Here is a 21,931-nt window from a genome sequence, read left to right on the forward strand (position 1 = left end):
GTGAGGCGGTACGTGAAACTCAAATTCTCAAAAATGCATGGCCTAGGCAACGATTTCGTTGTCCTTGACGGCATCAGCCAGTCGCTGGCGTTGACGCCCGAACAGCTGTGCTATCTGGCCGACCGCCATTTTGGCGTGGGTTGCGATCAGATATTGCTGGTCGAAAAAGCAACGCAGGCGGGTGTCGATTTCCGTTACCGCATCTTCAACGCCGATGGCGGCGAAGTCGAGCAATGCGGCAATGGGGCGCGCTGCTTCGTGCGGTTTGTGCACGATCAGGGCCTCACCGACAAGCGCGAGATTCGGGTCGAGACAATGAAGGGCCTGATTACGCCGCGCCTTGAAGGCGATGGCAATGTCACGGTCGACATGGGTGTTCCGCGCTTTTTGCCGGCTGAAATTCCCTTCCTCGCTGACGACGATGTGATTGTGCACATGCTCGACGTAGCCGACGAAACACTCGAAACCAGCGTTGTCTCGATGGGTAATCCGCATGCCGTGCAGGTGGTGGATAGCGTGGAGTCGGCGCCGGTCGGTGAGCACGGGCCATTGATCGAAAAGCATCCGCGCTTCCCGCAGCGGGTTAACGCCGGATTCATGCAGATTGTCGATCGCCACGCCATCAAGTTGCGCGTTTATGAACGCGGTGCGGGCGAAACGATGGCGTGCGGTACTGGGGCCTGTGCGGCGGTGGTCGCCGGCATTCGCCGCGGCCTGCTTGACTCGCCGGTCCGCGTCACGACGCGCGGCGGTGATCTGAATATTGCCTGGGGCGGCGGCGAGCGGCCGGTTTTGATGACCGGCCCGGCGGTAACGGTATTTACTGGAGAAATTGAATTATGAGCGCCATGTTTCCCGAAGAAATCGCGGACTACCTGAAGAATAATCCGGGCTTTTTCGAGCAGTACGCCGACCTGATGGCCCAGATTTTCGTGCCGCATCCGCATGGCGGCCGCACCGTCTCGCTGGCCGAGCGTCAGATGCTGACCCTACGTGACAAGAACCGGGCGACCGAAAGCAAGCTGGCCGAACTGATCTCGTTTGGCGAGGAGAACGACCAGATCGGTGAGAAAGTACATCGCCTGTCTGTCGCGCTGATCGCCGCCGAGACCTTTCAGGCGGTGATCCATCTGCTCAATTTCCATCTGCGCGACGACTTTTCCGTTCCACATGTCGCCCTGCGTCTGTGGGACAAGCCGGAAGGTATAGAAGACCTGCCGGAATTTGCCGCCGTCAGCGAGGATCTGCAGGTTTTCGCCGAAACGCTGGCCCGGCCGTACTGTGGCTCGACCGCCGGTTTTGGCACGACCTCGTGGTTCGGCGAGGCGGCTTCGCACATTCGTTCGCAGGCGCTGATTGCCCTGCGTAACGGCGGCGGCACCATTGGCATGATTGCGCTGGGCAGCGAGGATGCGCAGCGCTTCTATGCCGACATGGGGACGTTGTACCTCGAGCGCCTCGGCGAAATGGTTTCCGCAGCCCTGGCCAGAGTGACCAAGAGCGTGCTGTGACACCGGCTGCTGCGGTCGACGCCTGGCTGGCTGAACTTTCGGACCAGCGCCGGCTGTCGCCGCACACCGTTTCAAATTATCGACGTGATTTGGAAAAGCTGCTGGCGGCGACGGGTGAAACCCCGCTGGCCAGTTTGCTGGTGCATCACATCCGCCGCTTCGTCGCCCAACTCCATGGTCAGGGACTGGGTGGCCGTTCGCTGGCGCGGACGCTGTCAGCCTGGCGTGGATTTTTTGGCTGGCTCGGTGAGCGTGGCCTGATCAAAGCCAATCCCTGTGACGGCATCCGGCCGCCGAAATCGCCGCGCATGTTGCCGAAGGCTCTGTCGGTCGACGAAACCGCCCGCTTGCTGGCGCCGTTCGAAGACGACGACCCGGTACAAGGTGCCCGTGATCTGGCTATGTTCGAGCTGTTCTACTCCTCAGGTCTACGCTTGGCCGAGCTGGTTTCGCTCGATTCCGAGGTGCTCGACAGCGTGGCGCATGAAGGCGAGATTCGCGTCCTCGGCAAGCGCAGCAAGTTGCGACTGGTCCCGGTCGGCAGCAAGGCACGCGAGGCGCTGGCGGCATGGGCGGCGCTGCGTGAGCAATTGGCCAAGCCGGGAGAAAAGGCCTTGTTCGTTGGTCAGCGCGGCGGGCGCATCAGCCCGCGTCTGGTCGAGTCGCGGCTGGCGCGACGGGCCGTGTTGCTGGGTTTGCCGGCGCATGTCCATCCACACATGCTGCGCCATTCCTTCGCCTCGCACGTTCTGCAATCCTCGGGCGACCTGCGCGCGGTGCAGGAAATGCTCGGCCACGCCAGCATCGCTTCGACCCAGGTCTATACGCACCTGGATTTTCAGCATCTGGCCAAAGTCTACGATTCGGCCCATCCGCGGGCCAAAGCAAAATAGCGCTTGATTCCCACGGTCAACCGGAAAAATCGGCCAAAAATCAAGGCTTCGTTGACGATTGCTCCACAGGGCGCTATCCTTCCCGGCTTAGCTAATTCGCCGGAATCAAGGAGTTTTTCATGGCCATCAATCGCGTTCGCCGTTCTTCCCTGGAGCGCCGCTGCGTTTCCAAGTCTACCAAGCGTCTGTTCAAGAACACGGGCAAGACCATGTTCAAGGTCATGTACGCCGCCGAGTGTCATCAGCGCAACCGTAAGGCTCTGGGCGCTTAAGTTTTCGCCAGTATTCTGAGCCCCGGTTGCCGCAAGGTAACCGGGGCTTCTTGCTTTTTAGATCGGGAAAAACATGGCTCAGCTGATTCTGCTTCCGGGCAAGGAACGTTCGGCGTTCAAACATCACCCGTGGTTGTTCGCCGGTTCGGTCGGTCGTCTTGAAGGCCGGGCCCGGCCGGGTGATACGGTCGAAGTGCTGGCCGATAACCTGCGGCCGCTCGGCCGTGCGGCCTACAGCCCGAAGTCGCAGATCCGGGCGCGTTTCTGGACGTTTGATGCCGAAGAGTCAATCGACGACGCCTTCTTCAAGCGGCGCATCGCGGCGGCCGTGGCGCTCCGTCAATCGCTGCCGGAGCTGCGCGGCCAGCAGGGCTTGCGCCTGATCCATGCCGAATCCGACGGCCTGCCCGGCGTCATTGCCGACCAGTATGGTGACACGGTCGTCGTCCAGCTGACCTCGGCCGGGGCCGACAAATGGCGCAACGCCATCGTCGCCGGGCTGGTCAAGGCGACCGGTTGTGCCCGCGTTTATGAGCGTTCCGATTCCGATGTCCGTGGTCTTGAAGGACTTGGTCCGACGACTGGCTGGCTGCACGGCGAGGCGCCGAAGACGCCGCTGTCGATCGACGAAAACGGCGTTCGTCTGGCGATTGATATCGCTGGCGGCCACAAGACAGGTTTTTATCTCGATCAGCGCGAGAACCGTGCCTTGCTCGGCCAGCTGGCGGCGGGCAAGGATGTCCTGAACTGTTTCTGCTACACCGGCGGCTTTTCGCTGCAGGCGCTGGCTGGTGGTGCCAAGAGCGTGCTCTCCATCGACTCCTCAGGCCCGGCGCTGGCGCAGGCACAGGCCAATCTGGCCCTGAATCCGAAGTTGCCGGCCGACCGGGCGCAATGGCAGGAGGCTGATGTTTTTCAGGCCCTGCGTGATTTCCGTAAGGCCGGCAAGTTGTTCGACCTGATTGTCCTCGATCCGCCCAAGTTCGCGCCGTCCGCCGCCCATGCCGACCGGGCGGCAAAGGCCTACAAGGACATCAATATTCTCGGCTGCCGGCTGCTCAAGCCGGGTGGCTTGTTGATGACCTATTCGTGTTCCGGCGGTGTCGGGCTGGAGATGTTCCAGAAAATCATCGCCGACTCGGCGCTTGATGCCGGGCGCTCCGCACGCATCGTTCGTCGCCTGGCTGGCGCGGCCGATCACCCGGTGGCGTTGAACTTTCCCGAAGGCGAATACCTCAAAGGCTTGCTGGTCCAGGTGGACTGAGCCGCTTTGCCATCTGAACGTAACCCAGCCCTGATAAACTGACTAGATGCTTCAGTTGCGTCACCTCCTTCTCGTCGTCGTGCTCTTCTTCGCCCAACTGGCGGCGGGGGCGCACGCCGTCGAGCATGCGGCGAGCAACGATGACGGCTTGCCGACGCATGTCTGCCAGCTTTGTCTGGCTGCGCATGATCTCGGTGCGGCCTTGCCGTCGCTGGCGGCCTTGCCGCCGGTGCTGGCCGTTCAGCTCGTACCGGAATCGTTCTCGGCCCATGGCCGCAACGCGTTCCCGGCGCCCATCGCGACCCAGCAGGGCCCACCACTTTTCTGAAATTGCCCGTTATTTCCGGTTGACCGTGGGATTCCCACGGTCGGCCGCTTGCTACGCAATTTCAGGAAATTCCCATGCAAAAGTCTTTTGCCATGGCGGCCTTGATGGCCGCCTCGTGCGGCGCGCAAGCCGCATCCGATGCCGATCTGGCGGCCATTCGCGCCCAGATCGACGACATAAAAAAAACCTACGAGCAACGCATTGCGGCGCTCGAACAGAAGCTGGTTCAGGCTGAATCCCGGGCTACCTCCCAGGCCAAGCCGGCCGCACCGGAAGTCGACAGCCGGCCGGTCGCCCCTGCCGCGACGGGCGCCAGCGGTTTCAATCCCGAGGTGTCGCTGATTCTTCAGGGGCAGTACAAGAGCATGAAGGACGTAGCCGAGCGCGGCATCACCGGTTTTGTGCCGGCGGGCGGCCACGATCATGGCGCTGGCGCGATTGAGGGTATCAACAAGCGCGGGTTTTCGGTCGAGCACACCGAGCTGGTGCTGGCTGCCAACATCGACCCCTACTGGCGCGGGCAGGCGATTCTGGCACTGGCCGACGGCGAAGTCGAGGTCGAGGAAGCCTGGTTCCAGTCGCTCGCCATCGGCCATGGCGTCGGACTCAAGGGCGGGCGTATGCGCTCCGGCATTGGCTACCTCAACGAGCAGCACCCGCACATGTGGGATTTCGCCGATGCGCCGCTCATGTATCGGGCGATGTTCGGCGACCACGCCAGTTACGCGCAGGACGGCCTGCAGTTCAAATGGCTGGCACCGACGCCGGTTTTCCTTGAGTTCGGAGCTGAAGTTGGCCGTGGCGCCAACTTCCCGGGAACGGATCGCAACAAGAATGGAGCCGGGGCTGGGGCGATTTTTGCCCACATTGGCGGCGATGTTGGCGTTTCCAACGACTGGCGAGCCGGGGTGTCGTATTTGAAAACGAAGGCCAGTGCTCGGGGAGCACATTTCGCAGGTACCGTGGATGACGAAGTTGAAGGACTTTTTTCCGGTAACTCATCGACCTGGCTGGCTGATTTTGTCTGGAAATGGGCGCCAAACGGCAATCCGAAATATCAGAACTTCAAGTTTCAGACTGAGTATTTCAGCCGCCAGGAGAACGGTGATCTGACTTGTGCAACGCCAGAAGACGCAAGCGCAACGGTGAGTTGCGATGGTCAAGTTAGCGCCTACAAAACCCGCCAGTCCGGCTGGTACGCTCAGGGCGTTTACCAGTTCACCCCGCAATGGCGCGCCGGCCTGCGTTACGAGCAACTCGACAGCGGCACCCGCGATTTCGGCGCCAATGCGGCCAATCTGGTCGTCGACAGCTATCGGCCGAAAAAGGCGTCGGTCATGGTCGATTACAGCTGGAGCGAGTTCTCGCGTGTTCGTCTGCAACTCGCGCAGGACAAGTCGATGCTGGGCATCACCGACAATCAGCTGACATTGCAGTACGTCATGAGCCTGGGCGCCCACGGCGCGCACAAGTTCTAGGAGCCGCCATGAAACATTTCATTTTTGCCTGTTTTTTCGGGTTGACCGTGGGAACCGCCCAGGCCGACCTCAAGGTCTTCGCCACCGTGCCGGAATGGGGCGCGTTGGCGCAGGAAATCGGCGGCAGCAAGGTCACGGTCTACACCGCGACCACCGCTTTCCAGGACCCGCACCGCATCGAGGCCAAGCCATCGCTGCTGGCGCGGGCCCGGCAGGCCAATCTGCTCATCGCCGCCGGCGCCGATCTGGAAATCGGCTGGTTGCCGCTGGTCATTCGTGACTCCGGGAATTCCGGCATCCAGCCCGGTCAGGCGGGGTATTTCGAGGCGGCCGGCTTCGTCAATCGCCTTGATGTTCCGGCGACGCTCGACCGCGCTCACGGCGACGTCCATGCTGCCGGCAATCCGCACACCCACCTCGATCCGCGCAATGTGTTGAAAGTCGGCGAGGCGCTGACGGCACGCATGGCCGAACTCGATGCGCCCAATGCCGCTGCCTATCAGGCCGGCTACCAGGCTTTCGCCGGCAAATGGCAGACCGCGATGGCGCGCTGGCAGAAAGAAGCCGCGCCGCTCAAGGGTGCGCCGGTGCTCGTCCACCACGCATCTTTCGTCTATTTGCTTAATTGGCTGGGCATGAAGGAAGTCGGCACACTCGAACCGAAGCCGGGCATCGAGCCGACCAGCGGCCATCTGACCAGCCTGCTGGCCCGCCAGCAGAGCACCCCGGCCAAAATGGTGCTGTGCGCCGCCTATCAGCAGGAAGGGCCAAGTCAGTGGATGGCAGGAAAGACCGGCATGCCGGCTGTTCTGCTGCCCTACACGGTGGGCGGCACGCCCGAGGCCAAGGACTTGTTCGGCCTGTTCGACGACACCGTTCAACGCCTGTTGAAAGGAGTGCGGTGAGCAGTCTTCTCCGCGCTGAGCAGTTGGTCGTCGGCTGGCAGCGGCCGGCGACCCAGCCGCTCGATTTGACCATTGCGGCCGGCGAAATCGTCGGTCTGACCGGCCCCAACGGCGTCGGCAAAAGCACGTTGCTGGCGGCTTTTGCCGGGCGGGCCAAGGTCTTTTCCGGGCGCATCGAGCAACGTCCCGGCCTCCGCCTGGCCTTGCAGCGCCAGGACGTACCGCCGGTCGTCGGCATGCCCCTGTCCGGCCGCGAATTGCTGGCGCTGACCGGAGCCGGTGCCGTCGGCCTGCCGGCCTGGCTGGCCGATCGCCTCGACATCCGCCTCGACAAACTGTCCGGCGGCCAGCGCCACTACCTGACGCTGTGGGCCGTTCTGCAAGCACCGGCCGATCTGGTCCTGCTCGACGAGCCGACCAACAACCTCGACGTGGCCGGTGTTGCCCACCTGACCGAACACCTGCGCGACCGGGCAGCGGCCGGCGCCGGCATCCTCGTCGTCAGCCACGACACGCCCTTCGTCGAGGCCGTTTGTGACCGCGTAATCGCATTGAGAGGTCACGATGTCGGCTGAACTTTTCCTGATTCCTTTCCTGACCGGCCTGGCCTGCGCCATCGTGCTGCCGGTGCTTGGCTGCTACCTGCGTCTGCGCGACGAATGGCTGGCGGCGCTGGCCTATTCGCATGTCGCTGCGGCCGGTGCCTTGCTCGCCCTGGTCGCTGGCATGGCGCCGGTGCTCGGCGGGCTGGCGACGGCGGCGTTGGCCGGGGCCGGTCGGCGCCTCTTTGCCCGGCGCTTGTCCGGCGGTGCCTCCGATGCGCTATTGCTGCTGACCGGCTGGGCCGGAGCCGTGTTGCTCGCCGCCAACGCTCCGATGGCCGAACGCCTTGGTCATGCCCTGTTCGACGGCCAGCTCTACTTTGCCGGTAGCGAGCAGCTCTGGCCGGTCGCCATCGGTGGCCTCGTAGCCCTGCTCGCCCTGCGCAGCTTGTCGCCCCGTTTGTTGCTGGCCCGCGTTTATCCCGACCTCTTTCGCTTGCGCGGCCTGCCGGCCTGGCCGACTCAGGTCGGCTTCGATCTGCTGGCGGCGCTCAGTCTGGCCATGGCAACGATGAGCCTCGGCGTCATGGGCGCCTTCGCGCTGGTCTTCATCCCGCCGTGGCTGGCCTTCCGCCGCGCTGCCAACTGGCGCTCCGGCTTGCGCTGGGCCCTGGGAATCGGCGTTCTGGCCTATGTCGCGGCTTTTGCCCTGGCGCTCGGGCTGGATCAGCCATTCGGACCGGTTCTGGCTCTCCTCTTGGTGCTAGTAGGCTTGCTCGTTGCATGAAGTCCGAGGGCATGCTAAAACTACTCCCCCGCGTGCGGAGTGGTTATGGTTTTTTCCTTTTTCAAGAAGCAGGACAAAAAGATGCCCGAACGGCCGGCCGCCCGTCCGCGTGCACCGGACCCGCTGCCCGAGGCCAAGGCGCCAGTAGCACCGCCCGAGGATCAAGCCAAGCCGCTGCCTGAGCCGCTGCCGGATCTGGAATTTACCCCCGGCAAACCGACCAAGCCCCAGCCGGCACCCGCCGCCCGCAAGCCTGAGGGGAAACCTGTAGCGCCCTTGGCGCCACTGGCTGCCGATTCCGATTTCAGCATTGACGATTTCGACAGCGACGATTTCACCGAATCCAGCGTCATGGGGATCGACGTCAATCACGACGAAGACCCGCTGCAAGCCTGTGTCGAGCAGGTTGTCGTTCTTTATGCCAACGGTCAGGACGGCGCCGCACGCTCGCTGCTCGAGACCTTCGTGCGCTCCTACCACGGCCGGGAAGGCCGGCGTTTCTGGCTCCTGCTGTTCGACCTGTTGCAGGCGACCGGCGAGCGGGCTGCTTTCGAAAAACTCGGTGCCGATTACGCCGAAGCCTGCGAAATGTCGCCGCCCACTTGGTTGCAGGAGTCGCCCGCCGCCAAACAGGCCACCGGCGCAGTCGGTCCGCGCAAGATATTCCTGCAGGGCGTGTTGACCGTGGAAGGTGCATTGCCGGTCAGCGAGCTGGCCAAACTGATTGAACAAAAAGCGCAGGTCACCGTCGATTGCACCAAGCTGATCGGTTGCGACGATGAGGTGGCCGGGCAACTGGCCGATCTGCTGAGCCGGGCCAGAAAGACCAGGTTGTCGGTGGTGCTCAGTGGTACGGATGTATTTATTGATCGCCTGAATAGCCGCATGGTCGCCGGCGATATCGCCCACGAGCCGTCCTGGCGCCTGTTGCTGGAGTTGCTCCAGCGGCATGGCACGCAGGATGCGTTCGAAGAGCGAGCCGTCGATTACGCCGTGACCTTCGAGTTGTCCCCACCGTCGTGGGAGCCGCGCGTGGCTGCCGTCACCCCCGCGGTCTCTGCTGCCACGGCTCGCCCGGCTGACGACGCCTATTATTTGTCGGGCGAACTCAAGGGCTGCCGCTTTGACGAGCTGGTCGCTGTCATCGAGGGCGTCGAACAGCCAATCATCGACTTTTCCGGCGTGCGCCGGCTCGATTTCGTTTCGGCCGGGCAACTGGTCAATCGTCTGGCGCCGTATAAGGCGGCGGGGCGCGACATCGTCATTCGCAGCCCGAATCATCTGGTCGCCGAGCTGATGGCCGTGGTCGGCCTCAACAAGCAGGCGCGCATTCTCGTTCCCAAGTCTTAATCAGGAAAAATCATGGAGCAATATCACGGCACGACAATCCTGTCGGTGCGCCGGGGCAATTCCGTCGCCATGGCTGGCGACGGTCAGGTCACGCTCGGCAACATCGTCATCAAGGCTACCGCGAGGAAAGTACGTCGCCTGTACAACGGTCGCATCCTGGCCGGCTTCGCGGGTGGCACGGCCGATGCCTTTACGCTGTTCGAGCGCTTCGAGGCCAAACTCGACAAGCATCAGGGTAACCTGCTGCGTTCGGCCGTCGAGCTGGCCAAGGACTGGCGTTCCGACCGCGCCCTGCGCCGGCTGGAAGCCATGCTGTCAGTGGCCGACAAGGAGGTTTCGCTGATCATCACCGGCAACGGTGACGTGCTGGAACCCGAGCAGGGCATCGTCGCCATCGGCTCAGGCGGCTCGTATGCGCAAAGCGCCGCGCGTGCCTTGCTGGAAAATACCGACTTGGCGCCGCGCGAGATCGTCACCAAGTCGCTGGAGATCGCCGGCGACATTTGCATCTACACCAACCGAAATTTCACGATCGAGGTGCTGGAATGAGCGCGATGACGCCGCAGGAAATCGTTTCCGAACTCGACAAGCACATCGTGGGGCAGAAGAACGCCAAGAAGGCCGTCGCCATTGCCCTGCGCAACCGCTGGCGGCGCTCGCAGGTGGCCGAGCCGTTGCGTCAGGAAATCACACCGAAGAACATCTTGATGATCGGGCCGACCGGTGTCGGCAAGACCGAAATCGCCCGCCGTCTGGCTCGTCTGGCCAACGCACCCTTCATCAAGATCGAGGCGACCAAGTTCACCGAGGTCGGCTACGTCGGCCGCGATGTCGAAACGATCATCCGTGATCTGGTCGAGATGGCCATCAAGTCGCATCGCGAACGGGCCATGAAGACCATGCGCGCTCGCGCCGAAGATGCCGCCGAGGAGCGCATCCTCGACGTGCTGTTGCCAACGGCGCGCGGTCCCAACTTTTTTGCCGAAAATTCCGAGTCGACCGCAAGCGATAACACGACGCGCCAGAAATTCCGCAAGAAGCTGCGCGAAGGCGAGCTCGACGACAAGGAAATCGACATCGAAGTCGCCGCACCGGGCATGCAGGCCGAAATCTTCGCGCCGCCTGGCATGGAAGAGCTGACCCAGCAAATTCAGGGCATGTTCCAGAACATCGGCGGCGGCAAGAAGAAGTCGCGCAAATTGCCGATCAAGGAGGCGCTCAAGCTGCTCACCGATGAGGAAGCCGCCAAGCTGGTCAATGACGAGGACGTCAAGCTTGAGGCGGTCAAGGCCGTCGAGCAGAACGGCATCGTTTTCCTCGACGAACTCGACAAGATCGCCAGCCGTTCCGAAATGCAGGGCGCCGACGTCTCGCGCCAGGGCGTCCAGCGCGATCTGCTGCCGCTGGTCGAGGGCACGACGGTGTCGACCAAGTACGGGATGATCAAGACTGATCACATTTTGTTCATTGCCTCGGGTGCCTTCCATCTGTCCAAGCCATCCGACCTGATTCCCGAGCTGCAGGGCCGCTTCCCGATCCGTGTCGAACTTGATTCGCTGTCGGTGGCCGATTTCGAGTGCATCCTGACCCAGACTGACGCCTGCCTGACCAAGCAGTATCAGGCGTTGCTCGAAACCGAAGGCGTGCAGATCGAGTTTGCCGACGATGGTATCCGCCGTATGGCGGAAATTGCCTTCCAGGTGAATGAGCGGACCGAGAACATCGGCGCCCGCCGCCTGCATACGGTGATGGAAAAACTGCTCGAAGAAGTCTCGTTCGATGCCGGCAAGGTCGGTCTGGACAAGGTGCTGGTCAATGCCGCCTATGTCAACGAGAAGCTCGGCGAAGTCGCCGCCGACGAAGATCTGTCGCGCTACGTCCTGTAAGCGCTAAGGGCTTTCCCGACTGTGCGGGTGGCAACGCTGCCCGCACAATCCCGTTTATTGTCTATCCCCGTTCGAGGCCCTCCGTTTGGACGAGCAAAGCCTGAGTTTCCGTCTGCTGGCCATCCTCTTTCCCATTTTCGGGATTGTGGCCGCCGGCTATTTCTATGGCCGCAAGCACAAGCCGGAAATGGCCGTGGCCAACCGGCTGAACATGGACGTCTTCGTGCCGGCTCTGGTTTTCGCGGCGATGGCCGGCAAGTCTTTCGACCTGACCGCCTACGCGCCGCTGGCCCTCGGCGGCTTTCTCGTTCTGGCGACCTGCGGCCTGCTCGCTTGGCCAATTGCCCGGCTATTCGGCATCCAGGCAAAAACGCTGGTGCCGCCGATGCTGTTCAACAACTCCGGCAACATCGGCCTGCCACTCGCCGTGCTGGCCTGGGGTGAAGCGGCGTTGCCGGCGGCGGTGATTCTGTTCATGGTCGAGAACACGCTGCATTTTTCGTTCGGCGCCCGTCTGCTCGATCCGACGACGCGCATCCTGACGCTGTGGCGCATCCCCGTCGTGTTTGCCGCCATCGCCGGGCTGGCCGTGGCCTTGATCAAAATCCCCATCTGGACGCCGCTGGTCATCGCCATCAAGATGCTCGGCGACGTTTCCGTGCCCCTGCTGCTCTTCTCGCTCGGCGTGCGCATGACCGACGTGTCGTTCAGCGAATGGAAGGTGGCGGTGGGCAGCGCTGTGTTGCGACCGGTGGCCGGCATGTTGATCGCAGCCGGTGTCATTCAGTTGCTCGGCTTGCAGGGCCGGGATGCGGCGATGCTGTTCGTCTTCGGTGCGCTGCCGCCGGCCGTGCTCAACTTCCTGTTCGCCGAGCGCTACAAGCAGGAACCACAGCGTGTGGCGTCGATCGTGCTGATCGGCAATCTGGCGGCCTTGCTTTTCCTGCCGCTGGCGCTGGCTTACGTGCTTTGATTTTGGCCGTTTTTTCCGGTTGACCGTAGCAATGCCGATTTACCGGCCGTAACGGTCCATCTGGCGCCGGTCGCGCTTGGTCGGCCGGCCGTGGATGACGGCGGCGGGATCCTGAACAAACTGCCGGCTGTCACGCGCCGTTTCGCGGGCGCTGATGCTTTCCGGTGTTTCTTCGTAAAGCAGCCGGGCTTCCGGCGCCGGGCCGCGTTTGTCGGACAGGCCTTTGACCGTCACTTCCCAGCGCGTTTCGCTATTGGCGATGTCGAGCTGGTCGCCGACCTTGATCTCGCGCGCCGGCTTGATGGTCGCGCCATTGACCTTCACCTTGCCGCCGCTGACCGCGTCGCTGGCCAGCGAGCGCGTCTTGAAAAAACGTGCTGCCCACAGCCATTTATCGACGCGCAAACCGCTCACTTCGGGAGGAGGGACTCACCGGCGTAAAGCTGCTCGACCGTTTCGCGCTGGCGAATGACGTGGATCTGGTCACCATCGACCATCACTTCAACTGCGCGTGGCCGAGTGTTGTAGTTCGAGGCCATGGCCATGCCGTAGGCGCCGGCCGACATCACGGCCAGCAGATCGCCGGCTTCGACGGCGAGCGGGCGGGCCTGGCCGAGGAAATCGCCGGTTTCGCAAACCGGGCCGACGACGTCGTACTCGGTGGCAGCACCAGTGCGCGGGACGACGGGCAGGATGTCGTGCCAGGCCTCGTAGAGCGCTGGCCGCATCAGATCGTTCATGGCGGCGTCGATGATGGCGAAATTCTTCGCTTCACCTTCTTTCAGGTATTCGATGCGGGTGAGCAGCAGGCCGGCATTGCCAACCAGCCGGCGACCGGGTTCGAGGACGACCTGCAAGCCGCGCCCGGCCAGCTTGTCGAGCAGCGGCGTCAGGTAGGAGGCGACGGTCGGCTGTACCTGTTCGGCGTTGTACTTGATGCCAAGGCCGCCACCGAGGTCGAGGTGATGAATGTGGATGCCTTCGGCCGCCATCTGGTCAACCAGGGCCAGAATGCGGTCGAGCGCTTCGACAAACGGTGACGGGTCGAGCAGTTGCGAGCCGATGTGGCAGTCGATGCCGGCGACTTCGATATTCGGCAAGGCAGCGGCGCGGCGATAGAGCGCCAGTGCGTTGTCGTAAGCGACGCCGAACTTGGCGCCCTTGAGGCCGGTCGAAATGTACGGGTGCGTCTTCGGGTCCACGTTCGGATTGACGCGCAGGCTGATCGGCGCCTTCTTGCCGCTCCGGCCGGCGACGTCGTTGAGGCGTTCCAGCTCGGCGGCGGATTCGACGTTGAAGCAGAAAATGCCGACTTCGAGCGCAAGCTTCATCTCGTCAGCCGTCTTGCCGACGCCCGAGAAAACGACCTTCTTCGGGTCGGCACCAGCGGCCAGCACGCGTTGCAGTTCGCCGCCGGAAACGATGTCGAAGCCAGCGCCGAGGCGGGCGAAGACATTGAGGATGGCGAGATTGGAGTTGGCTTTGACGGCGTAGCAGACCAACGCGCCTTGGCCAGCGGGATGGCCGCCGAGAACGTCATGGAATTCGCGCAATGAGGCTTCCAGCGCGGAGCGGGAATAAACGTAGGCCGGCGTGCCGAATTGATCGGCAATAGCGGGCAGGGCGACGGATTCGGCGTGCAGCACGCCGTTTTTAAGGGCAAATTGGGTCATGGGGCTTTGGGGCTGGTGGTCGTGCTAACATTCTTGGCGGCTGGCTTGGCGTTGCCAAGCAGCGGTTCAGACGCCGGGCCGGGTGGCCGTTCAAGTTGGCCTTTCATGCCGCAGGCAGCAAGGCTCAGGATAATCAGCAAGGCGGCGATTCTGGACATGTTCGGGGCGCTGTCAGCGAAGAGCGGGATGGTAGCACACGATGGATGACAAGGAATTCAACACCCTGGCCGAGGCGACGCTGGCCAGGATCGATGCGGCGCTCGAAGCCAGCGGGGCGGATGTGGACTGCCAGTTGGCGGCTGGCGGCGTGCTCGAAATCGAGTTTGACGACGGCAGCAAGATCATCGTCAACCGCCATGGAGTCGCTCGGGAAATCTGGGTCGCCGCGCGTTCGGGCGGTTTCCATTTTCGCTGGGACGGCACTGTCTGGCGCGATACCCGCGATGCCGCCGAACTGATGGAAAAACTGTCAACGCTCGCCAGCCAGCAGGCCGGCGAGACGATCCAACTGCGCTGATCAGTCGGTTGGTGGTGCGCTGAGGTCCGGAGTCGGCAACGGAGCGGTTTCCTGGGCTTCTTCCTCCGGTGGTTTCTCCTTCGCCGCATTCTCGGCGTAGATGTAGCTCCGCTCCCGGCCTTCGCCGGTGGCTATCAATCCTTCCGGTGGTTGCGGGAGCAGCGTCGGTACATCCTTGAGCGCCCGGCTCATATAGCCAATCCAGATCGGCAGCGCCGCGGAGCCGCCAGTTTCCTTGTCGCCAAGTTTCCTCGGTTGGTCAAAACCGATCCATGCACATCCACTAACCGTCATCTGATAGCCACAGAACCAGGCATCCAGGTACTCGTTGGTCGTGCCAGTCTTGCCGGCCAGATCATGTCGTTTCAGGATCGCCGACGCCTTGGCGGCTGTGCCGTAGATGGTGACGTCACGCAGCATGGCATCCATCATGAAGGCATTGCGCGGGTCGATGACGCGGGAGTCTTCATTGCCGGCCTCGGTCGCCGCCGATAGAGCCAGCACCTGATTTCCGCCGTCGCGAATTTCGCGGACGACGAAGGGATTGACCCGGAAGCCACCGTTGGCGAAGACCGAATAGGCAGTCACCATCTGCCACGGCGTGACCGACCCGGCGCCGAGAGCCATGGTCAGGTAAGGCGGATGCTTGGCGGCATCGAAACCAAAGCGCGCTGAGTAGTCCTGGGCGTAATGCGTGCCGATAGACTGGAGAATGCGAATCGAAACCATGTTCTTCGACTTGGCCAGCGCCGTGCGCATGCGCATCGGGCCTTCGTACTTGCCGTCGTAGTTATGCGGTTCCCAGGCGGCGGCGCCGGTCTGGCTGGCCGGGATGACGATAGGCTCGTCGGCGATGACGCTATTGGGGCCGTAACCTTTTTCCAGCGAAGCGGAGTAAATGAAGGGTTTGAAGCTGGAACCCGGCTGCCGCCAAGCCTGAGTGACATGGTTGAACTTGTTGCGGTTGAAATCAAAGCCACCAACCAGGGCACGAATGGCCCCATCTTTCGGGTCGACCGCAACGAAAGCAGACTCGACTTCCGGTAGCTGGCTGATCTGCCAGCTACCCTTGTCATCTTTTTGCAGGCGAACGATGGCGCTGCGCTTGAGCCGCTTGTTTGGCGGCGCCTTGTCATCGAGCATCCGGGCGGCAAATTTCATGGCATCGCCGGTCAGATTTACGACCTCCCCTCCTTTGCGATAAACCTTGATGTGTTTGGCGTCGGCCGCCAGAACCAGAGCCGGAATCAGATCCCCGGCATCGGGGATGTCCTGCAGTGCTTCATCGATTGCCTCGTCCTGGTCAGACTTGATGTCCTTCATGTCGAGATAGGATTCGGCGCCCCGGTAGCCGTGCCGCCGGTCGTAGTCCATGACCCCTTTGCGCAAGCTATTGTAGGCAGCCTCCTGTTCGGCCTTGATCACCGTCGTGTAAACTTTCATGCCGCGCGAGTACACCTCGTCGGGAAAACGCTCGGCAGCGATCTGCCGGGCCATTTCGGCTACGTATTCGGCGTGGACAGCATATTCGGCCAGTTCGCGTTTGACGACCAGCGGCTCCTTGAGTGCCGCTTCGTGCTGTGTCTCGGTGATATGGCCCAGTTCGCGCATCCGGCGCAGAACGTAATGCTGCCGAAGCCTGGCGCGGTTCGGATTGACGATCGGGTTATAGGCCGACGGCGCCTTGGGTAGTCCAGCCAGCATCGCGGCTTCGGCAATCGATATGTCTTTTAGTGGTTTGCCGAAATAAATCTGGGATGCTGCCGCGAAACCATAAGCGCGCTGGCCAAGGAAAATCTGGTTGATGTACAACTCGAAAATCTGGTCCTTCGAGAGGTTGCTTTCTATTTTGAAGGAAAGAAGGGCCTCGTAAAGCTTGCGGGTGTAAGTTTTTTCGCCAGTCAAAAAAAAGTTGCGCGCAACCTGCTGGGTAATAGTCGAGGCACCCTGCCGTTTGCCGCCGCCGACCAGGTTGGCACCAATTGCTCGCACGACGCCTGTGTAGTCGATGCCGCCATGCTGGTAAAACCGGTCATCCTCGGCCGCCAGGATTGCATGTTTCATGACTGCCGGGACGTCTGCGATCGCCACCACGGCGCGGCGCTCCTCGCCAAATTCGCCGATCAGGAATCCGTCGGCGGTGTACACACGTAAAGGTATCTTTGGCCGGTAGTCGGTTAGTACCTCAAGCGATGGCAGGTTGGGGTAGGTCAGGACAAGAACAATCAACGCCATCGCCACTACGATGGCAACAAGGCCGATCAAAAATATGACAGGGTAAATAACTAGGCGCAGCGCCGAAGGTAAGGAGGGCACGGTGGTCTGATGGGTGAAATGGGAGTTGCGCGGATTATACGCTGGGGTAAATCGGCGCCGTGAAATTGCTTTACATGCCTAGATGTTATTGTTAGCATCTGAAGTGAATTATTGGTTATTTTGCTAACTTCGCATTCCGTAAGGACTTTTTGGGGGTCTGGGTGGGCTTAGATATCTCAGCGTTGTTAAATCCCAAGGCGCGTTCCTTGTTCGGTTTGGACATCAGTTCGTCCGCCGTCAAGATGGTTGAACTGACCGCCAATGGGAAAGACGGCTATCGCGTTGAGCGCTACACCATTGAGGTGTTGCCCAAGGACGCGGTTTCCGATGGCAATATCGCCAATCTGGATGGCGTTGTCGACTGCGTCAAGCGTGCCTGGAAGCGAATGGGTACATCGACCCGCAATGTCGCGATGGCCTTGCCGGGTTCAGCGGTCATCACCAAGAAAATCATCGTGCCGGCTGGATTGCGCGATGAAGAGCTTGAGGCTCAGGTTGAAACCGAAGCCAATCAATATATTCCATTTGCGATCGATGAGGTAAATCTCGACTATCAGGTGATCGGTCCAGCTCCGGCGGTGCCTGATGAGCTTGAAGTGCTGATCGCCGCGTCCAAGAAAGAGCGTGTCGAAGATCGTGTCGCGGTGGCGGACTCTGCCGGTCTGAAGGCAACTGTCGTTGATGTCGAGTCGTTTGCGGCTTTGGCTGCTTTTGAGTTGATCGAGCGCCAGTTGCCAGAATCAGGAAAGAATCAGGTTGTTGCTTTGATTGATGCGGGCGCCAACGTCATGAACCTGACGGTGCTGCGCAATGGTCAGCAGGTATACGCTCGCGAACAGGCGTTCGGTGGCGGTATGCTGACTCAGGATATCGCCCGCCACTACGGCATGAGTTACGAAGATGCCGAGGCTGCGAAGCGGGCAGGTAATCTGCCGGAAGGTTATGAAATCGAGTTGCTGAACCCGTTCATGGAGAATCTGGCACTTGAGGTTTCTCGGGCACTGCAATTCTTCTTCACCTCGACCCAATACAATCAGGTTGATCACATTGTTCTGGCTGGGGGCTGTGCAGTAATCCCTGGTATCGACGAGGTCGTTGCCACAAGAACACAAGTTAATACGCTGATCGCCAACCCCTTCGCTAACATGGTTCTTTCGGACCGCGTTCGGGCAAAAAGTTTGCTGGCTGACGCCTCATCGCTAATGGTCGCTTGTGGCCTGGCACTGCGGAGGTTCGATCCATCATGATTCGTATCAACCTCCTTCCACATCGCGAAGAGGCAAAAAAAGCCAGACGCGAGCAGTTTTTTGTTTTGGCTGGGCTGGTTTCGGTGCTCGGTGCGCTGATTGTGTTCGCGGTCTACACCCTGATAGGTAGTGCGATAAGCAATCAGGATGACTCGAACAACTTTCTCAAGAGCGAAATAGCCGTGCTTGACAAGCAGCTTGACCAGATCAAGCGCTTGAAAGAGCAAACCCAAGCTCTGCTGTCTCGCAAGCAGGTTATCGAAAACCTGCAGCGCGATCGTGGTGAAACGGTTTATCTGCTGAGTGAGCTCGTCAAACAGGTGCCAGAAGGTATTTACCTCAAGTCACTAAAACAGGATGGACTGAAGGTCAACATCACTGGCCATGCTCAGTCAAATGCCCGTATTTCGGCGCTGATGCGCAATCTGGATGCCTCGCCGTGGTTGGAAGCGCCGCAACTGATAGAAAGCAAGGCGGTTGTGATTAACGGACGCCGGATCAACGAATTTGGCATGACCTTCATTCTCACCCGAGTCAAGCCTGAAGACGGGAGGGTGAAAAAGTGAACGCCAAGAGTATTTCGTTGCCCAAAATTGACTTTCAGTCCATGGCCGATGATTTTCGGCTAATGAACCCGAATGATCCGGGTGCATGGCCGTTAATTCCAAAAATAAGTGTTTTGATAGGGTTGTTTGCCGCCATTCTTCTCGCCGGTTGGTGGTTTGTCTGGAATGACCAGTTGACCGAACTCGACACCAAGCAACGAGAAGAGGAAACGCTTAAGCAGCAGTATCTTGATAAAAAACGCCAAGCAGTCAATCTTGATCTTTATATCCAGCAACTTGCTGAAATTGATCGTTCGTTTGGCGCGCTCCTCAAGCAATTGCCGGACAAATCGGAAATCGAGGCGCTGCTTATCGAGGTGAACCAAGCCGGTCTTGGGCGCGGTTTGCAGTTCGAGTTGTTCAAGCCAGGTCAGGAGCAGGTCAAGGACTTCTACGCAGAGTTGCCGATTACCGTAAAGATTAACGGAAGCTACCATGACTTCGGGGCGTTTGCGGCCGATATTGCCAAGCTTCCTCGTATTGTCACCCTGAACAATATTTCCGTTGCGCCCGTCAAGGAGGGGGGGCAGCTTTCGCTGGACGCCACAACAAAGACGTTCCGCTATTTGGATGAGGAAGAGATAGCTAAGCAGAAGAAGGCCGATCAAGAGAAGAAGGCTGCGCAAGGAGCGAAGAAGTGAAACGAATATTGCTCATCGCCCTGTGTGCTCTCCTCAGCGCTTGTGCTGGTGGTGATCACGAAGAGTTAAAACAATGGATGGCTGAAAACACCCAAGACATGCGCGGCAATATACCCAAACTGCCCGATGTTAAACCCTATGAGCCAGTCCCCTACGATGTAGAGGCTACGATTGATCCGTTCAAGCCGAACAAGATCGAGCCAGAGTCCAAATACAAACAGGTTGCCGGCAAAGGGGGGGCATTTCAGCCTGATTTTGAGGCTCGAGAGGTTCGTAACAGCCTGCTTGAAAAATATCCGATCGAATCGTTGAAAATGATCGGTTACATGAATGTCAACAAGCGACCAATGGCTGTTGTTCAAGTTGAAGACAAGGTTAAGCAAGTCAAGGTCGGAGATTATTTGGGTCTTGATTTCGGTATGGTGACGCAGATTTCGGACACGGAAGTTCAACTGCGCGAATTGATTCAGGATTCTGCTGGGGACTGGACTGAGCGCAAGAGCTCGCTCTACCTGCAGAGCAAGGAGGGAAGCAAGAAATGAAATTTATTACCTATGCGATGGCTGTAGCTTCGGCCTGCCTTGCTTTGTCGTCTCCTGTGCGAGCGGAAGCACCAACAGCAAACACTATCGAGGCAGTTAACGTTGCGCAACAGGGAAATGAAATCGCTCTCCGGATCGATTTGAAGGAGCCGCTAGCTTCCCCGCCTCCGGGGTTTAGCGTGGCAAATCCCGCAAAAATTGCGCTTGATTTTCAGTCAACCGCAAATGGTTTGGGTAAGACCAGCCAGATATTCAATCAGGGTGATTTGCGCGGCATGAATGTTGTTCAAGTCGGGGATCGCACTCGGGTAGTGCTTAATCTCGTAAGGAACATGAATTACAAGACGCGGCTTGATGGCAAGGCGCTCTACGTCACCCTTACTCCGATTGAACGCTTGGCAGATTCCGCTGCGCAACGAACTACCCGTTTTGCCGAGGAGAGCCTGGTTGGCTCGAAGCACTCCGTAAGCGACGTGATGTTCCGTCGTGGTAAGGATGGTGAGGGGCGGATTGTCGTTGATCTGAGTGATACGGGTACCGGAATAGATATAAGGCAGCAGGGGGCCAATCTCGTAGTCGATTTCATGAAAACAACGGTGCCAGATCGTTTGCGTCGCAAGCTTGACGTCACTGATTTTGCCACGCCTGTCACTGCAGTTGAAACCAAGGTCATTGGTGACAATGTCCGGATGATTATTTCACCAAAAGGCTTGTGGGAGCACAACGCATATCAAAGTGACAACCAGTTTATTGTTGAAGTTAAACAGATTGTTGAAGATCCCAACAAGCTGGTTCAAGGTGCGAAGGTTGGCTATCAAGGGCCAAGGGTAAGCATCAATTATCAGAATGGTGACGTGCGTGCGCTGTTGCGCCTGATGGCCGAAGAACTGAATCTCAATGCGGTTATCAGTGAAACAGTGACTGGGACGACCACATTGGTGCTGAAGGATGTGCCCGCCGATCAGGTAATCGACATCATCTTCCAGCAAAAGGGTCTCGATATGCGGAAAAAGGGCAATATTATCCTGATTGCCCCGCGCGATGAAATTGCTACCCGCGAAAAACTGGATTTTGAATCAAAGCAACAGATCAGCGAACTTGAGCCGCTCAAGCTGGAGCAGTTCCAGTTGAATTATCAAAAGTCAGCCGACGTGGCGAGATTGCTGGCTGGTTTGCCGTTGACCGGTGTTGGAGCTGCACCAGTTCCGGCGGCTGGGGTGAATATCGCTGCCCAGCGCATCCTGAGCAAGCGAGGGAGTGCGGTTGCTGATCCACAGTCGAATATTATTTTCGTCAACGACATACCAAGCAAGCTTGAGGAAATTCGTACATTTATTCGCTCGATCGATACTGCCGCAAGGCAGGTGCTGATTGAAGCGCGGGTTGTTGAAGCCCAGGATAGTTTTAAGCGGGAGATTGGCGCAAAGCTGGGCCTGATAAATTCCAAGTCAAGCGAGATTTTAGGTACAGGCATCAACGTTGCCGGTGGCAAAATGACCCCCGCGATAACTACGACTTCGGGAGGGACTACGACGACCACTCCCGCTACTCTGGTACAAAATTCGATGGTCGGTGTAAATTTGCCGGTTCCTTCTACCGGAGGGGCGCTTGCATTTTCGCTGTTCAATTCCTCGATAACACGAATCCTCAATGTTGAACTTGCAGCCTTGGAGTCGGATGGGATAGGAAAAATCATTTCCAGCCCAAGGGTGATAACGGCTAACAACGTAAAGGCAAAAATTGAGGATGGTACGGAAGTTCCATACATAACTGCGCAGGCATCCAGCGGATCTACGACATATACAGTTAGCTTTAAACCAGCAAAATTGTCGCTCGAAGTGACTCCTCAGATAACTCCAGAGGGAACAGTCAGAATGAACTTGATTGTAAAAAAAGAAGAGCCGGACTGGACGAGAGCTGTTAGCGTAAATGGATTCCTGAATCCGCCAATCAAGAGCTCAATCGTGGAGACTAATGTTGTTGTCGAAAATGGTGGAACAGTAGTGATCGGTGGCGTATTTATCACCGATACCCAGAATACGGTTGATAAAGTGCCGTTGCTGGGTGATATACCATTCCTCGGGTGGCTGTTTAAATACAAGAATGACACCGGAAAACGTCGTGAATTGTTGGTGTTCATTACTCCACGTGTGATTTCCGACAAGATGCGATTCGACTGATCGAGATTCATCGGAAACTCA

24 protein-coding genes are annotated in these 21,931 nt (G+C 59.4%); 20 read left to right on the plus strand and 4 right to left on the minus strand.

Going from position 1 to position 21,931, the window contains the following annotated elements:
* Nucleotides 1-12 precede the first annotated feature (12 nt).
* The 14 genes from dapF to KI610_RS01095 all read left to right on the plus strand — a co-directional run bounded on the left by dapF (nucleotide 13) and on the right by KI610_RS01095 (nucleotide 12,189).
* Complete coding sequence (dapF, locus tag KI610_RS01030; protein WP_226496877.1) at nucleotides 13-843, plus strand: diaminopimelate epimerase; 831 nt, start codon at nucleotides 13-15, stop codon at nucleotides 841-843.
* Nucleotides 840-1,511: a DUF484 family protein gene (locus tag KI610_RS01035; RefSeq protein WP_226496878.1), complete on the plus strand. Its 672-nt coding sequence runs from the start codon at nucleotides 840-842 to the stop codon at nucleotides 1,509-1,511. Before dapF ends, KI610_RS01035 begins: the two co-directional genes overlap by 4 nt.
* Nucleotides 1,508-2,404 carry a tyrosine recombinase XerC gene (xerC, locus tag KI610_RS01040; RefSeq protein WP_226496879.1) on the plus strand — a complete coding sequence of 299 codons (897 nt, stop codon included), beginning with the start codon at nucleotides 1,508-1,510 and terminating at the stop codon, nucleotides 2,402-2,404. Before KI610_RS01035 ends, xerC begins: the two co-directional genes overlap by 4 nt.
* 119 nt (nucleotides 2,405-2,523) lie before the next feature.
* Nucleotides 2,524-2,676 (plus strand): hypothetical protein, encoded by a 153-nt coding sequence (locus tag KI610_RS01045; RefSeq protein WP_226496880.1) that lies wholly within the window; start codon nucleotides 2,524-2,526, stop codon nucleotides 2,674-2,676.
* Between the two features lie 73 nt (nucleotides 2,677-2,749).
* Nucleotides 2,750-3,940, plus strand: a complete 1,191-nt coding sequence (locus KI610_RS01050; protein ID WP_226496881.1) for a class I SAM-dependent rRNA methyltransferase — start codon at nucleotides 2,750-2,752, stop codon at nucleotides 3,938-3,940.
* A 46-nt stretch (nucleotides 3,941-3,986) separates the two neighbouring features.
* Nucleotides 3,987-4,268 carry a hypothetical protein gene (locus KI610_RS01055; protein WP_226496882.1) on the plus strand — a complete coding sequence of 94 codons (282 nt, stop codon included), beginning with the start codon at nucleotides 3,987-3,989 and terminating at the stop codon, nucleotides 4,266-4,268.
* Between the two features lie 74 nt (nucleotides 4,269-4,342).
* The gene (locus tag KI610_RS01060) at nucleotides 4,343-5,746 is read left to right on the plus strand and encodes an OprO/OprP family phosphate-selective porin (RefSeq protein ID WP_226496883.1); all 1,404 of its coding nucleotides are present in this window, start codon (nucleotides 4,343-4,345) and stop codon (nucleotides 5,744-5,746) included.
* A gap of 8 nt (nucleotides 5,747-5,754) precedes the next feature.
* Nucleotides 5,755-6,651 carry a metal ABC transporter substrate-binding protein gene (locus KI610_RS01065; RefSeq protein WP_226496884.1) on the plus strand — a complete coding sequence of 299 codons (897 nt, stop codon included), beginning with the start codon at nucleotides 5,755-5,757 and terminating at the stop codon, nucleotides 6,649-6,651.
* Nucleotides 6,648-7,226, plus strand: a complete 579-nt coding sequence (locus tag KI610_RS01070; RefSeq protein ID WP_226496885.1) for an ATP-binding cassette domain-containing protein — start codon at nucleotides 6,648-6,650, stop codon at nucleotides 7,224-7,226. Before KI610_RS01065 ends, KI610_RS01070 begins: the two co-directional genes overlap by 4 nt.
* Nucleotides 7,216-7,980 carry a metal ABC transporter permease gene (locus KI610_RS01075; RefSeq protein ID WP_226496886.1) on the plus strand — a complete coding sequence of 255 codons (765 nt, stop codon included), beginning with the start codon at nucleotides 7,216-7,218 and terminating at the stop codon, nucleotides 7,978-7,980. The genes KI610_RS01070 and KI610_RS01075 overlap by 11 nt, the downstream gene beginning before the upstream one ends.
* Before the next feature lie 45 nt (nucleotides 7,981-8,025).
* Complete coding sequence (locus tag KI610_RS01080; protein ID WP_226496887.1) at nucleotides 8,026-9,330, plus strand: STAS domain-containing protein; 1,305 nt, start codon at nucleotides 8,026-8,028, stop codon at nucleotides 9,328-9,330.
* Nucleotides 9,331-9,342: 12 nt separating this feature from the next.
* Nucleotides 9,343-9,879: an ATP-dependent protease subunit HslV gene (gene hslV / locus KI610_RS01085; RefSeq protein WP_226496888.1), complete on the plus strand. Its 537-nt coding sequence runs from the start codon at nucleotides 9,343-9,345 to the stop codon at nucleotides 9,877-9,879.
* Nucleotides 9,876-11,216 (plus strand): ATP-dependent protease ATPase subunit HslU, encoded by a 1,341-nt coding sequence (gene hslU / locus KI610_RS01090; protein WP_226496889.1) that lies wholly within the window; start codon nucleotides 9,876-9,878, stop codon nucleotides 11,214-11,216. The genes hslV and hslU overlap by 4 nt, the downstream gene beginning before the upstream one ends.
* A gap of 85 nt (nucleotides 11,217-11,301) precedes the next feature.
* Nucleotides 11,302-12,189, plus strand: a complete 888-nt coding sequence (locus KI610_RS01095) for an AEC family transporter (protein WP_226496890.1) — start codon at nucleotides 11,302-11,304, stop codon at nucleotides 12,187-12,189.
* A 39-nt stretch (nucleotides 12,190-12,228) separates the two neighbouring features.
* Here KI610_RS01095 and KI610_RS01100 read toward each other — a convergent pair whose 3' ends face one another.
* Genes KI610_RS01100 through lptM form a run of 3 tightly spaced genes read right to left on the minus strand, consistent with a single transcriptional unit; the run spans nucleotide 12,229 to nucleotide 14,020 of the window.
* A complete protein-coding gene (locus KI610_RS01100; protein ID WP_226498487.1) occupies nucleotides 12,229-12,594 on the minus strand; it encodes an RNA-binding S4 domain-containing protein in 366 nt (121 codons plus the stop codon).
* Between the two features lie 5 nt (nucleotides 12,595-12,599).
* A complete protein-coding gene (gene lysA / locus KI610_RS01105) occupies nucleotides 12,600-13,862 on the minus strand; it encodes a diaminopimelate decarboxylase (RefSeq protein ID WP_226496891.1) in 1,263 nt (420 codons plus the stop codon).
* Entirely contained in the window at nucleotides 13,859-14,020 is a 162-nt protein-coding gene (lptM, locus tag KI610_RS01110) for an LPS translocon maturation chaperone LptM (RefSeq protein WP_226496892.1), read from the minus strand. Before lptM ends, lysA begins: the two co-directional genes overlap by 4 nt.
* 41 nt (nucleotides 14,021-14,061) lie before the next feature.
* Between lptM and cyaY the strand changes: the two genes are divergently transcribed.
* Nucleotides 14,062-14,379: an iron donor protein CyaY gene (cyaY, locus tag KI610_RS01115; RefSeq protein WP_226496893.1), complete on the plus strand. Its 318-nt coding sequence runs from the start codon at nucleotides 14,062-14,064 to the stop codon at nucleotides 14,377-14,379.
* Here cyaY and KI610_RS01120 read toward each other — a convergent pair whose 3' ends face one another.
* Nucleotides 14,380-16,614 (minus strand): penicillin-binding protein 1A, encoded by a 2,235-nt coding sequence (locus tag KI610_RS01120; RefSeq protein ID WP_226498488.1) that lies wholly within the window; start codon nucleotides 16,612-16,614, stop codon nucleotides 14,380-14,382.
* 242 nt (nucleotides 16,615-16,856) lie between these two features.
* On the opposite strand from KI610_RS01120, the gene KI610_RS01125 reads away from it, so the two are divergent.
* The 5 genes from KI610_RS01125 to pilQ are packed head-to-tail and all read left to right on the plus strand — an operon-like array spanning nucleotide 16,857 to nucleotide 21,910.
* On the plus strand, nucleotides 16,857-17,942 hold the full coding sequence (locus tag KI610_RS01125; RefSeq protein WP_226496894.1) for a pilus assembly protein PilM: 1,086 nt from the start codon (nucleotides 16,857-16,859) through the stop codon (nucleotides 17,940-17,942).
* Nucleotides 17,939-18,508 (plus strand): PilN domain-containing protein, encoded by a 570-nt coding sequence (locus tag KI610_RS01130; RefSeq protein WP_226496895.1) that lies wholly within the window; start codon nucleotides 17,939-17,941, stop codon nucleotides 18,506-18,508. Before KI610_RS01125 ends, KI610_RS01130 begins: the two co-directional genes overlap by 4 nt.
* Nucleotides 18,505-19,188, plus strand: a complete 684-nt coding sequence (gene pilO, locus KI610_RS01135; RefSeq protein ID WP_226496896.1) for a type IV pilus inner membrane component PilO — start codon at nucleotides 18,505-18,507, stop codon at nucleotides 19,186-19,188. The genes KI610_RS01130 and pilO overlap by 4 nt, the downstream gene beginning before the upstream one ends.
* Nucleotides 19,185-19,730 (plus strand): pilus assembly protein PilP, encoded by a 546-nt coding sequence (locus tag KI610_RS01140; RefSeq protein WP_226496897.1) that lies wholly within the window; start codon nucleotides 19,185-19,187, stop codon nucleotides 19,728-19,730. Before pilO ends, KI610_RS01140 begins: the two co-directional genes overlap by 4 nt.
* Nucleotides 19,727-21,910, plus strand: coding sequence for a type IV pilus secretin PilQ (pilQ, locus tag KI610_RS01145; protein ID WP_226496898.1), 2,184 nt, complete (start codon nucleotides 19,727-19,729; stop codon nucleotides 21,908-21,910). Before KI610_RS01140 ends, pilQ begins: the two co-directional genes overlap by 4 nt.
* Nucleotides 21,911-21,931: the final 21 nt, after the last annotated feature.

This window comes from Ferribacterium limneticum (assembly GCF_020510565.1).
Classification (GTDB): domain Bacteria; phylum Pseudomonadota; class Gammaproteobacteria; order Burkholderiales; family Rhodocyclaceae; genus Azonexus; species Azonexus limneticus_B.